This is a genomic window from Uliginosibacterium sangjuense (genome assembly GCF_059132465.1).
The window spans coordinates 1,916,683-1,929,091 of the sequence record NZ_CP101132.1; the positions used below are offsets into that span (position 1 = coordinate 1,916,683).

At 65.0% G+C, this 12,409-nt stretch carries 11 protein-coding genes; 10 read left to right on the forward strand and 1 reads right to left on the reverse strand.

The genetic code is table 11. The features are described 5' to 3' along the window. The first annotated feature begins 19 nt into the window (after positions 1-19). The 10 genes from NMB43_RS08785 (at position 20) to NMB43_RS08830 (ending at position 11,178) form a co-directional block, all read left to right on the forward strand. Complete coding sequence (locus NMB43_RS08785; protein ID WP_494351777.1) at positions 20-1,378, forward strand: oligosaccharide flippase family protein; 1,359 nt, start codon at positions 20-22, stop codon at positions 1,376-1,378. Continuing rightward, on the forward strand, positions 1,375-2,388 hold the full coding sequence (locus tag NMB43_RS08790; protein WP_494351778.1) for a glycosyltransferase family 4 protein: 1,014 nt from the start codon (positions 1,375-1,377) through the stop codon (positions 2,386-2,388). The genes NMB43_RS08785 and NMB43_RS08790 overlap by 4 nt, the downstream gene beginning before the upstream one ends. A gap of 75 nt (positions 2,389-2,463) precedes the next feature. Then, positions 2,464-4,377 (forward strand): asparagine synthase (glutamine-hydrolyzing), encoded by a 1,914-nt coding sequence (gene asnB / locus NMB43_RS08795; RefSeq protein WP_494351779.1) that lies wholly within the window; start codon positions 2,464-2,466, stop codon positions 4,375-4,377. Between the two features lie 5 nt (positions 4,378-4,382). Beyond that, positions 4,383-5,486 (forward strand): glycosyltransferase family 4 protein, encoded by a 1,104-nt coding sequence (locus NMB43_RS08800; RefSeq protein WP_494351780.1) that lies wholly within the window; start codon positions 4,383-4,385, stop codon positions 5,484-5,486. Beyond that, positions 5,483-6,496, forward strand: coding sequence for an MraY family glycosyltransferase (locus tag NMB43_RS08805; protein ID WP_494351781.1), 1,014 nt, complete (start codon positions 5,483-5,485; stop codon positions 6,494-6,496). Before NMB43_RS08800 ends, NMB43_RS08805 begins: the two co-directional genes overlap by 4 nt. After that, positions 6,493-7,620 carry a glycosyltransferase gene (locus tag NMB43_RS08810; protein WP_494351782.1) on the forward strand — a complete coding sequence of 376 codons (1,128 nt, stop codon included), beginning with the start codon at positions 6,493-6,495 and terminating at the stop codon, positions 7,618-7,620. The genes NMB43_RS08805 and NMB43_RS08810 overlap by 4 nt, the downstream gene beginning before the upstream one ends. A 41-nt stretch (positions 7,621-7,661) precedes the next feature. After that, positions 7,662-9,029: an adenylosuccinate lyase gene (gene purB / locus NMB43_RS08815; protein WP_494351783.1), complete on the forward strand. Its 1,368-nt coding sequence runs from the start codon at positions 7,662-7,664 to the stop codon at positions 9,027-9,029. Between the two features lie 8 nt (positions 9,030-9,037). Further along, on the forward strand, positions 9,038-9,844 hold the full coding sequence (murI, locus tag NMB43_RS08820) for a glutamate racemase (protein WP_494351784.1): 807 nt from the start codon (positions 9,038-9,040) through the stop codon (positions 9,842-9,844). Positions 9,845-9,887: 43 nt separating this feature from the next. Beyond that, on the forward strand, positions 9,888-10,277 hold the full coding sequence (locus NMB43_RS08825; protein ID WP_494351785.1) for an MAPEG family protein: 390 nt from the start codon (positions 9,888-9,890) through the stop codon (positions 10,275-10,277). Between the two features lie 148 nt (positions 10,278-10,425). Continuing rightward, positions 10,426-11,178 (forward strand): PP2C family protein-serine/threonine phosphatase, encoded by a 753-nt coding sequence (locus NMB43_RS08830; protein WP_494351786.1) that lies wholly within the window; start codon positions 10,426-10,428, stop codon positions 11,176-11,178. 5 nt (positions 11,179-11,183) lie between these two features. On the opposite strand, the gene corA is transcribed toward NMB43_RS08830, so the two are convergent. After that, the gene (gene corA / locus NMB43_RS08835) at positions 11,184-12,287 is read right to left on the reverse strand and encodes a magnesium/cobalt transporter CorA (protein ID WP_494351787.1); all 1,104 of its coding nucleotides are present in this window, start codon (positions 12,285-12,287) and stop codon (positions 11,184-11,186) included. Between the last annotated feature and the right edge of the window lie 122 nt (positions 12,288-12,409).

The following is a 12,409-nucleotide window of genomic DNA, read 5'->3' on the forward strand; positions in this document are numbered from 1 at the left end:
AGTCGCCACGGTCTGTGCGGTGAGCCTGTTTGCGCGCAGTCTGGGGCCGGAGAACTACGCTTGGCTTGCCTTGTGCGCGACCGGGGCGGCGATTCTCTCCAGTCTGCTCGTGGTTCCCGCGGGGCAGACGCTTGCCCGCTATCTGCCGCGTCCTGGTTTCGAAACCCTGCTGCCTGTGTTGGCCAGGGTATTTCTGGGTGCGGCCTGCGTGTTGATCCTGCTGGCAGGCTGTCTGGAATGGTCCGGCTGGCTGGGCGGACTTTCGTTTCGCCCCGGCGTGCTGCTGGGTGCCACGCTCTTGCTGCTTGCGATCGGCATGTTCGAATTGTCGGCCCAGTTTGCCAACAGTCGTTTCCAGTCTGAACGCTATTCGGTGCTGTTTCTGTTCAAGTCAGTCGGCACGCTGGTAGCCGGGGGCTGCGTCTTGTGGCTGGGCGGCGGCGAGTGGGGCGTGCTGGGCGTGATGGTGCTCGCCGGTGTGCTGGGTAGTCTGCTGATCTGTCGCGATGCCTGGCGCAGCGTGCTGATCAGCCCCTGGCGCCCTGGCTTGCTGCGGGAAGTTCGCGGTTTTGCGCTGATGCTTGCCTGCATTTCGGGCTGTGCTGGTTTGTTGCAGTGGTCCGATCGCTGGTTGCTGGCGGCGTTGAGCGATGCGGCGACTACCGGGACTTACGGCGCGATGGCGGATCTCATCGCACAGACCATGACGATGTTGTCCTCTGCCTGTTTCCTGGCCTGGTTCCCGCGCATGGTGGCCGCCTGGGAGAGCGGTCAGCGTGCCGAGGTAGACCGCCTGGCCGGGCGCTATCTTGGTCTGAGTCTGGCGGTCATGGTGCCGGCCGGCATCGGCTTTGCACTACTGAGCCACGAGATCGTCGGCCTCTTTCTCGGCGCCGCTTACCTGGGGCAAGCCGCCCAGATGGTTCCCTGGCTCGCGGCAGCGGCGTGTCTGGGCACGCTGCGTACCCTGGTGTTCGATGTTTCGCTGTTCATTTCGGGTCGCTTGAGGACGCAACTGGCGAATGCGCTGGTCGCGGCCGCTGCGGGCATGTTGCTGACCTGGGTGCTGGTGCCTCGGGTGGGCGCATATGGTGCTGCGGTGGCGAACGTCTGTGCTCAGTCCCTGGGCGTGCTCTTGTCCTGGTGGGCCGGACGGGGCTTGATCGCCTGGCGCGTGCCAGTCAGCGATTTGCTGGCCATTGGCCTCGCGGTGATCCTGATGTGTGTCCTGGTCTTGCTGGTACCGTTCTCCGGTGTTGCCGGGCTGTTGGTGCGCGTGGTTCTGGGCGTGGCGGGTTTTGGGCTCGGTCTGTTGCTGCTCGATGGACTTGGAGTGCGGGGCTGGCTGTGCCAGCGTGTCCGGGCGCGTGTCGCATGAGTCAGTTGCAGGTGGCCGCCTTCACCCAAGGCATGACCGTGCCTTCCGCGCGCTTCCGGGTGCGGCAGCATGTTTCGGCCCTGCAGGCCGAAGGCATCGCCTTGCATGAATGGCCGGCGCGTCACGGCAGCTATCCGCCCGCGGGTCTTCTGCCCCGCATGCGCTGGTTGCCACGTAGTCTGACGGAGCGCTACCAGGCCTTGCGTGAGGCTGAAGAGACCTGTGCGGTGGCTTTGTTCCAGCGCGAGATGCTGTCCACGCTGCCGAGTGTCGAGCGCTGCTGGCGCAAACCGGCTGTGCTGGACGTGGACGATGCGATCTGGCTCGATCAGCGCTTTGGCGCGGCCGAGCGCATTGCGCGTCATTGTGGGTTGGTGTTGTGTGGCAATGCGTACCTGGCGGACTGGTTCTCTCGTTACGCGGCCGTCGAGGTGATCCCGACCGCGGTTGACACAGCCTACTATCGACCCGGGGTGGCGGCGTCGCAGCCCTTGATCGTGTGGTCGGGCAGCGCGAGCGGGCATCCCTATCTTGAGGCGATCAGCGGTGCGCTTCGAACCGTGCTGGAGTTGCTGCCCGAGGCGCGCTTGCGTGTCGTCAGCAATGCGCCTGCGAAACTGGTCGGATTGCCGGAGACCCGGGTGGAGCAAGTCATGTGGTCGCCGCAATGCGAGGTGGCTGCGGTCAATGAGGCCTGGGTCGGCTTGATGCCGATGCCGGATACGGCCTGGACGCGCGGTAAGTGCAGCTTCAAGATGCTGAGCTATCTGGCATGTGGCGTTCCCGCGATCGTGTCGCCCTGGGGCATGAACGGCGAAGTGCTGGCGCAGGGCGAAGTGGCGTTGGGCGCGCATACCGAAACCGAATGGGTGGATGCACTGCTGAGCTTGCTGCGTGATGCGCCGCTGCGCGCACGCATGGGGGCAGCAGGGCGTGCGCTCGTCGAGCAGCGGTATTCCAGTGCGGTCATTGCGCCGCGTATTGCGGCCGCTTTGCGCAGCCGGGTCTGATCTGCCGAGGGAGCAAGCAAGGTGTGCGGGATAGCCGGATTTCTTAACGCAACGGTTGGCTGGGATGAGCCCCGCTTGCGCAACGTGGCGCAGGCCATGGGGCAGGCCATCGTGCATCGCGGGCCGGATGCGCATGGCGAATTTGCCGACGTAGCGGCTGGGCTGGGGCTGTCGCACCGGCGCTTGTCCATCCTCGATCTGACCGAAGCCGGTGTGCAACCCATGCGCAGCCACTCCGGGCGGTGGGTGATCGTGTTCAATGGGGAGATCTACAACTACCAGCAGGTGCGCCGCAGCCTGGAGGCTGAGCGTGGCGCGATTGCCTGGCGTGGGCATTCTGATACCGAGGTATTGCTGGAGGCCATCGACACCTGGGGGCCCGAGCGGGCATTGAAAGCGTGTGACGGTATGTTCGCTTTTGCCGCCTGGCATGGTGCGGAGCAGCGTCTCGTGCTGGCACGCGACCGTCTGGGCGAGAAGCCGCTTTACTGGGGGCGCATGCCCGACGGCACGCTGCTGTTCGCCTCCGAGCTGCGCGCGCTGTATGCCCACCCGGCCTGGCATGGTGAGATTTCGCGCGATGCGCTGGCGGGTTTCATGCATTACAACTGCATACCGGCGCCGCAGTCGATCTGGCGGCATGTCGGCAAGCTGCCGCCCGCGCACTGGATCGACATTCAGGCCGGGCGGCTCGGTGAGCCGCGCGCATACTGGCGCTTGGCGGATGCCATCGAAGCGGGCCGTGCTTCGCGTCAGGCGCCTGCCCTGAGCGAGGCGGCCTGGGTCGATCGTTTCGAAGACGTGCTGGGCGAAGTGGTGGAGGAGGAGATGATCTCCGATGTGCCACTGGGTGCCTTTCTCTCGGGTGGCATCGACTCCTCGCTGATCGTGTCCATGATGGCTCGCCGTGCCACGCGGCCGGTCAAGACCTTCACCATCGGCTTCCGCGAGGACGCTTTCGACGAGGCGCACTACGCGCGCGAGGTCGCCTCGCACCTCAAGACAGAGCATCACGAGTTGTACCTGTCGGGCCAGGATGCGCTGGATCTCGTGCCGCGCATGGCCGAGGTGTATGACGAGCCTTTTGCCGACTCATCCCAGTTGCCGACCTATCTGGTCTCTCAGTTTGCGCGCCGGCATGTGACGGTGGCTTTGTCGGGGGATGCGGGGGACGAGTCGTTTTCCGGCTACACCCGCTATCACGTGGGGGATGGTTTCTGGCGCAAGGTACGTGGCATACCGCACCCGCTGCGACGCATGCTGGCCGCAGGCATCGACCTCGTGCCGCCGCGCAGCTGGGACCGCCTGGCCGATTCGCTGGGCAACTGGTGTCCGCCGATGCTGCGCGCCTCACCGGGCGACAAGTTCGGGCGCATCGCGCGCATGCTCAAGGGGCGCTCACCGGCGGATTTCTATGACGAATTGATTTCGCACTGGAAGCATCCCGGGCTGCTCGTGCCGGGCGCGCATCTGCAGGCGCTCGGCGAGGCGGAGCGCCTGGCTCATGCCGCCGACAACGACATCGAGGCCATGATGGCGCATGACACGCTGGCCTATCTGCCCAACGACATTCTGGTCAAGGTGGATCGCGCGGCGATGGCGGTGAGCCTGGAGACGCGTGCGCCCTTCCTCGATCGTCGCGTGGTGGAGTTCGCGTGGCAACTGCCGCCGCACCTGCGGGTGCGCGACGGGCAGGGCAAGTGGATCCTGCGCGAACTGCTGGCGCGCCATGTGCCACGGCATCTGTTCGAGCGCCCCAAGCAGGGGTTCGGCATCCCGCTGGCGGGGTGGTTGCGCGGCCCGCTGCGTGAGTGGGCCGAGTCCCTGCTGTCCGTCGAAGCGCTCTCCACGAGCGGGCTGCTCGATCCGGCGCCGATCCGCCGCAAATGGCTGGAGCATGTCGAGGGCCGTGCGAGCTGGCCTTACTGGCTGTGGGACGTGCTGATGTTCCAGGCCTGGCATGCCCGCTACAAGGAACACATTGCCTGATGCGCGTGCTGCTGTTCGCCAACACGGACTGGTTTCTTTACAACTTCAAGCTGTCGCTGGCCGAGAGCCTGCGTGCCCGCGGGCATGAGGTGATCCTGTTGAGCCCGCCCGGGCCCTTTGGCGAAAAGCTCAGGGAGCTGGGCTTCCGGTGGGAGAGCTTTCCGCTTTCGCGCAGTGGCATCAATCCGCTAGATGAATGCCTCTCCATTGCACGGCTGCGGCGCTGCTATGCGGAGTGGCAGCCGGAGGTGGTGCACCACTTCACGATCAAGTGCGTCATCTATGGTTCGCTGGCGGCGCGCCGGGCGGGCGTCCGGCGCATCGTCAATTCGGTGACGGGGCTGGGATTCGCCTTGCTGGCCCATACGCTCAAGGCGCGGCTCATCCGCCCCGTGGTGCTGGCGCTGTATCGCCTGGCGCTGCGCGATACCCAGGTCGTTTTCCAGAATGCGGACAACCGCGACGTGTTGGCTCGTCATGGTGTGCTGGCCCGCAGCCGGGTAGCGTTGATCCCGGGGGATGGCATCGACACCGCGCATTTCAGGCCAGCAGAGGCGGGTCAGGATGCACCGCCTGTTGTGCTGATGATGTGCCGCCTGCTCCATTCAAAGGGCGTGCGGGAGTTCGTGGAGGCCGCCGGACGCGTGCGTGCGCGGATGCCGCAGGTGCGTTTTCTGCTGGCGGGCGAGCCCGATCCGGGTAATCCGGAGAGTGTCACTACCGCCGAGCTTGCTGCCTGGCGTGAGCAGGGGGACGTCGAATGCCTCGGACACCGCGAGGATGTGCTGGCCTTGCAGCAAGGCTGCACGCTGGCCGTGCTGGCCAGCACCCAGGGCGAGGGTATGCCGCGCTCGCTGCTGGAAGCGGCAGCCTGCGGCAAGCCCTTGGTGACGACCCGCGTGGCGGGTTGTCGTGAGCTGGTGGCAGAAGGAGAGAACGGCGTGCTGGTACCGCCGGGTGACGTGCAGGCGTTGGCGGACGCGATCCTCGGTTTGTTGCAGGACTGCGATCGCGCGCGGCGCATGGGGCTTGCCGCGCGTGCCCGGGTAGAGGCACTGTATGCCAACGAGGTGATCAACGCGCAAACCTTGGCGCTCTACACCGCATGACGCTCAAGTACCTTCTCTTTCCCTTCCTGTGTTCGCTGCTGGCCTGCCTGCTGCTGGCGCGGCTGGCGCCCTACCTGTCGCTGATGGATCGGCCGGATGCACGCAAGCAGCACGGGCGCGCGGTGCCCGTGGTCGGCGGGCTGGCGATCCTGATCTCTTACTTCCTCGCTTTGAAGTTGCGCGGCCTGTCCGGCAATCTCAGCGAGGCCATCCTGCCCGTCGGTTTCCTGTTGTTGCTTGGCATTGTGGACGATGCGCGTCCACTGCCGGCCCGCCTCAAGTTGATCGGGCAGTTCGTGGCCGCCTGGTTGTTGCTCAAGACGACGGGTTATGCGCAGACGGGCAGCTTCATGCTGTGGTTGATCTGCCTGATCGGCATTGTGGCCACGGTCAATGCCATCAATATGTCGGACGGCGCGGATGGGTTGGCGGGTGGGTACGTGATCGTCGCCCTGGGTTTTCTCTGCGCGCTGGCCCTGGGCACGGGTCACCAAGTCGTCGTGCTGCTGGTGGTGGGATTGATGGCGGCCGTTGCAGGTTTCCTGGTCTGCAATGCACGCCACCCTTGGCTGGCGCGTGCGCATGTGTTCATGGGGGACGCCGGTGCCATGACGCTGGGACTGCTGCTGTGCTGGTTCTTCATCGTGCTGACGCGAACGCCCGGCAGCAACATTCCGGCCGCGCTGCTGCTCTACGCCTGTGGCCTGCCGCTGATGGACATGGTGACGGTGGCGACGCGTCGCATGCTCAACGGACGCAACCCGATGCGGGCCGATCGCACGCACCTTCACCACCTGCTCATGCTCGAAGGCATGCGTGTCGAACTGTCGGTGGTCTTGCTGTGGGTCTTGCAGGTGTCGCTGGCCGGGTTGGGCTTCCTGCTGTGGCGCATGGGGGCCGGCACCCTGGTGCTGGTGCTGGTCTGGCTCTTCATGCTGGTGGCCAAGATGCTGTGGATGCGCGTGTGGGAGTCGCACGAGGCGGATTCCGGCGCGGAGCCCCGTGCATGAGGCAAGCCATCCGTTTGTGTGTGATCGTCACCAATCTGGGCTTGGGTGGGGCAGAGCATGCCTTGTTGCAGACCCTGTCGCGTGTGGATCGCAACCGTTTCGCTTTACGCCTCCTCGTTCTGGGCGACGATGAGGCCTTGTTGCCGCGCTTCCGGGAGATAGGCATCGAGCCCGTGCTGCTCGGGCTGCACGCGGGTCGTTGGCCGCTGGCCGGTATACGCCGGCTCCTCGATGCGGTGCGGGAGTTCGGCCCCGATCTGATCCAGGGCTGGATGTACCACGGCAACCTTGCCGCATCCTTCGCAGGGGCCAGACTGGCGCCTAGGGTGCCGGTGTGCTGGAGCGTGCGGGATACGCCGGATGCGGCGCAAGGCCACAGTCGATTCACGCGTGCCGTGATCTGGCTGAGCGGGCATTACGCGTCACGGGTCGCCCGCATCTTCAACGTGTCCTCTCGCAGCGCGGCCTATTGCGCCGAGCGCTACCGTTGGCCCGCCGCGGCGACTCGCGTGCTGCCCAATGGCATCGACCTCGCGCGTTTCCGGCCCGACGCCGCCGCGCGCGCTGCGCTGCGTGGCGCACTCGGGGTGAGCGATGCGCAGCCCCTGATCGGGATGGTGGCGCGGTGGACGCCGGTCAAGCGACATGGCCTGTTTCTGGAGGTGGCTGCCCGCTTGCTCGCGCTGCGTGCAGACGCGCGATTCGTGCTGGTTGGCAAAGGGCTGGATACCGACAACGCCATGCTGGCCGCCCTGCTGGATCAGCATGGCTTACGGGAACACTGCCACCTGCTCGGCATGCGCCATGACGTGGAAGCCATTTACCCCGGACTCGATCTGTTGGCGCTGACCTCCGCCAGCGAGGGGTTTCCGAATGTACTCGCCGAGGCGATGGCCTGTGGTGTGCCGGTAGTCAGCACCGACGTGGGAGACGCACGTGACATTCTGGGCGGGCTGGGGGCGATCGTGCAGGACGATCCAGCCTCGATCGCGCAGGCCTGGGCGGCTGCGCTGGCCGGGCAGGGCGGCACGCCAGAGCAACTGCGGACGCAGATTGCCGGGCATTACGCCCTGGATGGCGTGGCCGCCTGCCTCATGGCGGAATATGAGGCCTTGCTGGACTAGTTTAAAATCGTCGGTTTTCCCGTCGTTACGGATCTATTTCCATGTCGCTTTCCGCCCTGACCGCCTTGTCGCCCCTCGATGGCCGCTATGCCAGCAAACTCGATGGCCTGCGCCCGCATTTTTCCGAGTACGGCCTGATCCGCAATCGCGTGCGGGTGGAGGTCGAATGGCTCAAGGCCCTCGCCGCCGCGCCCGAACTGAAGGAAGTCGCGCCCTTTTCCGCCGCCACGCTGGCCGAGCTGGATGCGGTGGTGGCGGGCTTTTCGGAGGCGGATGGCGCGGCCATCAAGACCATCGAAGCGCGCACCAACCACGACGTGAAGGCCATGGAGTACTGGCTGCGCGAGCGCTTCGCGGCCAACGCGGAGGTTAGCAAGGCGGCCGAGTTCATCCACTTCGCCTGCACCTCGGAAGACATCAACAACACCTCGCATGCGCTGATGCTGCATGAGGCGCGCGAGCAAGCCTTCCTGCCCGCCTTCGACAAGGTGCTGGCACGCTTCCGCGAACTGGCGCATCAACTGGCCGACCTGCCCATGCTGTCGCGCACCCACGGCCAGACCGCCAGCCCCACCACCGTCGGCAAGGAAATGGCCAACATCGCCTATCGCCTGCAACGCGCCCGCAAGGCCATCGTGGGTGTCGAGATGACGGCCAAGTTCAACGGTGCGGTCGGCAACTACAACGCGCACCTGTCGGCCTATCCGGCTTTCGACTGGCCGACTTTCAACCAGCAGTTCATCGAGTCGCTGGGCCTGACGTTCAACCCCTACACGATCCAGATCGAGCCGCACGACAGCATGGCCGAACTGTTCGATGCCATCGCGCGGGCCAACACGATGCTGATCGACGCCTGCCGCGACATCTGGATGTACATCTCGCTGGGCTACTTCAAACAGAAGCTGAAGGAAGGCGAAGTCGGCAGCTCCACCATGCCGCACAAGGTCAACCCGATCGACTTCGAGAACGCCGAGGGCAACTTCGGCGTCGCCAACGCGGTGCTGCGCCACTTCTCCGAGAAGCTGCCGATCTCGCGCATGCAGCGCGACCTGACGGATTCGACGGTGCTGCGCAACATGGGCGTGGCGATCGGTCACAGCGTGCTGGGTCTGGAATCCTGCCTGCGCGGCCTGTCCAAGCTGGAGGCGAACCCGGCCGCGCTGGCGGCCGATCTCGACGCGGCCTGGGAGGTGCTGGCCGAGCCGATCCAGACGGTGATGCGTCGCTTCGGTTTCGACAACCCCTACGACCAGCTCAAGAAGCTCACCCGCGGTGCGGCGATCACCCGCGAGACCATGCAGGAATTCGTCTCCGGTCTCGATCTGCCGGCCGAGGACAAGGCTCGCCTGCTGGCCATGACGCCCGCCAGCTACATCGGCGCTGCCGCGGAACTCGCGCGCAAGATCTGATCGCTGCCATGGCAGATCCACGCCCGATCGGCGTCTTCGATTCCGGCGTGGGCGGCCTGTCGGTGCTGCGCGAGATCCGCGCCCTGCTGCCGGCGGAAAGCCTGCTGTACTGCGCCGACTCCGGCTACGCGCCCTATGGTGAGAAATCACAGGATTTCATCCGGGCGCGCTCCCTGGCACTGGCGGAATTCCTGATCGGGCAGGGCGCCAAGGCGCTGGTGATCGCCTGCAATACGGCTACCGCCGCCGCCGCCAGGACGCTGCGCGAAACCTGGCCGGACATGCCGATCATCGGCATGGAGCCGGCGGTCAAACCCGCCGCGAAGGCGACGCGCTCCGGTGTTGTCGGCGTGCTGGCCACCACCGGCACCCTCGCCAGTGCGCAATTCGCTGCGCTACTGGACAGCTTCGGGCGTGAGACCCGCGTGGTCACCCGTCCCGGTCAAGGCCTGGTCGAATGCGTCGAGCGTGGCGCCCTGAATGATGTTGCGACCGAGGCCTTGCTGCGTTCGCATCTCGAACCCTTGCTGGCAGCCGGGGCTGACACCATCGTGCTCGGCTGCACGCACTACGTCTTCTTGCGCGCCATGTGTGAGGCCATCGTGGGTTCGCAGATCGCGGTGATCGATACTGGCGCGGCCGTGGCGCGTCAATTGCTGCGCCGCCTGGAGGCGGCTGCGCTGCTCTCACACGCCTGCGCGCTGCCGACACGTTTCTGGACCTCGGGCGATCTGCGCCAGGCGCAGCAGGTACTGCGTGTGCTTTGGCACGCCGACAGTGATTGCGCGAGTCTGCCCGCGGCACAACTGTCCTGAGCCGGGCTAAGCTGAGGCTCTCTCAATGCTGTCAGGACCCCGCATGAACACCGTCGTTGCTTGCGTCGCGCTGGCTTGTTTTCTGCCTTATGTCTGCACGCTTCTCGCGAAGATCGGAGGTGTGCACAACTCGTCGAGCCGTTTCGACAACGCCGCGCCGCGCGCCTGGCTGGCCCGCCTGGAAGGATGGCCGGCGCGGGCAAACTGGGCCCAGCAGAATTCATGGGAAGCCTTGCCGGTGTTCCTCGCTGGCGTGCTGCTTGCGCGCCATGCTGCAGTGGCGGACGATTTGTTGGCCTTCTGGTGTGTCGTCTGGGTGCTCGCCCGCCTGGCCTACATTGGCTGCTATCTGGCTAATCTGGCGTCACTGCGCAGCCTAGTGTGGGCCGTGGCGACGCTGGCATCGTTCCGCCTGATGCTTGCTGCGCTGTAAGGCGGGCGCGTCAAGTTTGCCGGTCGGCCTGCCGTACATGCGTTCATCGACAGCGCACCACCTTTTACGGTTTAGCCTTTACGATTCGATAAAATCAACAAAAACATAAAATACAATTCACGCACACATCAGGCTCCGATCGACACTCATGGGTATTTCTATCGACACTTGCGCCGCCATGCACATTGGCGACCGCACCGAGCAGCAAGACCGGGTTGCCATCATGGCCCACCCCAAGCAGCCGGGCTGCATGCTGGCCGTGCTGGCTGATGGCATGGGTGGGCACTCGGGCGGGGCCATCGCGGCCGAACAGGTGGTGTTGAAGGCCAAGCAGAATTTCTCTGCCTATTCCCCAGTCGGAGAGGAACCCACCGATTTCCTGCGCTCCACCATCGAGGAGGCGCATGTCGTGATCAAGCTGACCCGCTTCACCAGCGAGCAGGATCCTCACAGCACGGCGGTCATGTTCGTGCTGCGACCGGGCCATGCGGACTGGGCGCATTGCGGGGATTCGCGCCTGTTCCATTTCCGCAGCGGCGAACTGGTCAGCAAGACACCCGACCATTCGCTGGTCGGTGAGCTGGTCCGCTCTGGCCGCATCACCGAGGAACAGGCCGCGGTGCACCCGCAGCGCAACCTGCTCTTGTCCTGCCTGGGGGCCGAGCGCGATCCTCGCATCGACTTCGGTCGCACCCATGCTCTGCAGGCCGGAGATGTCTTCCTGCTCTGTTCCGATGGCTTGTGGGGCTATTTCGAAGATCGCGAGATCGGTCATACCCTGGCTGAACTGGATGCGCGTTCTGCTGCCCGTGTGCTGATCAATGCGGCGCGTGAGCGCGCCCAGGGCGGTGGCGACAACATCTCGCTGGCCATCATCAAGGTGGTGCCCGCCGTTGTCTGAGGCCCCTATAGGCCATCGCGTACCCACCAGCGGCGCCAGTAAAGCGCCAGCAGCAGCACGAAGCCGCCCGCGGCAATCATCAGCAGCGAAATTACCCATCCGTCATTCTGTTCGAGCAGGGGCATGTGCTGGAAGTTCATGCCGAAGAAGCTCGTGACCAGCATGGCAGGCGAGAACAGGGTGGTGACCACGGTTAGCACGCGCAACTCGGCGTTGAGGCGATTGCTGGCGGTGGTGAGGTGGATGTCCAGCAGCCCGCCGATCTGGTCGCGCAGGGCGTCGATCTGGTCGAGGATGTGTGTGCAGTGATCGTGCACATCGCGGAAGTACAGCTCCATGCCGTCGCAGATCAGTCCGCCAGGCTGGCGCAGGAGGCTGTAGAGGGCCTCGCGCATGGGCCAGATGGCTCGCCGCAATACCTGGCATTCATGCTTGAAGTGATTGATGCGCTCGACCACACGCTTGCCGCGCCCGCGGATGACTTCATCTTCCAGCGTGTCGATGTCGTCCGCCAGTTCCTCCACGACCACGAAGTAGCGATCCACCACGTTGTCGAGCAGCGCGTGCAGCAGCGCATCCGCGCCCGCCCGCCGCAGGTGGTTGCCTTCCTTGCGGAGTCGCTCGCGCACCGGAGCGAACAGGCCCGTGCCGCGCTCCTGGAAACTCACCACGAAGTGCCGGCCTAGGACCAGGCTGATCTGGTCCGAGGTGACTTCCGCGTGCTCGCGGTCATAGCTGAAGGCGCGCAGCACCACGTAGATGTAGTCCCCGTAGTCCTCCAGCTTGGGGCGCTGGTGGGTGTTGGCAATGTCCTCCAGCACCAGCGGGTGCAGTTTGAAGCGGGCGCCAATCTCCTCCATGATGTGCGGCTCGTGTACGCCGTGCACGTTGAGCCAGAGCTTCTCGTGCTGGCGCACATAAGTCCGCGAATCATCGACTGTCGAGAATGTGATCTCTGTCAGCCGGGCCGCATCGTAGTCGAATAGAGTGATGTCCGGTTTGGCAACCTTGACGTCGCCTAGGTGCAGGATGCTGCCTGGCGGCTGCCCGGCTTTCTTGGCGTATTGCCCCTGGTGGCGCCGATTACGGCGCTCGGTCTTTTTTGGCATGACGGCATCAATGGAATGGTTTTCGCTATGATGCACCGGCCAAGGCGGTAGGTGGAGACGACGAACCCTGCGCGGAGCCCGATTTCCGCGCACGACAACGATCACGCATGTTGAAAGGGAGT

What these genes read in the sequence shown, in the direction of transcription:
- NMB43_RS08790 (WP_494351778.1), top strand. Translation starts at nt 1,375, where the DNA reads ATGAGTCAGTTGCAGGTGGCCGCCTTCACCCAAGGCATGACCGTGCCT.
- NMB43_RS08805 (WP_494351781.1), top strand. Translation starts at nt 5,483, where the DNA reads ATGACGCTCAAGTACCTTCTCTTTCCCTTCCTGTGTTCGCTGCTGGCC.
- NMB43_RS08810 (WP_494351782.1), top strand. Translation starts at nt 6,493, where the DNA reads ATGAGGCAAGCCATCCGTTTGTGTGTGATCGTCACCAATCTGGGCTTG.
- purB (WP_494351783.1), top strand. Translation starts at nt 7,662, where the DNA reads ATGTCGCTTTCCGCCCTGACCGCCTTGTCGCCCCTCGATGGCCGCTAT.
- murI (WP_494351784.1), top strand. Translation starts at nt 9,038, where the DNA reads ATGGCAGATCCACGCCCGATCGGCGTCTTCGATTCCGGCGTGGGCGGC.
- NMB43_RS08825 (WP_494351785.1), top strand. Translation starts at nt 9,888, where the DNA reads ATGAACACCGTCGTTGCTTGCGTCGCGCTGGCTTGTTTTCTGCCTTAT.
- NMB43_RS08830 (WP_494351786.1), top strand. Translation starts at nt 10,426, where the DNA reads ATGGGTATTTCTATCGACACTTGCGCCGCCATGCACATTGGCGACCGC.
- corA (WP_494351787.1), bottom strand. Translation starts at nt 12,287, where the DNA reads ATGCCAAAAAAGACCGAGCGCCGTAATCGGCGCCACCAGGGGCAATAC.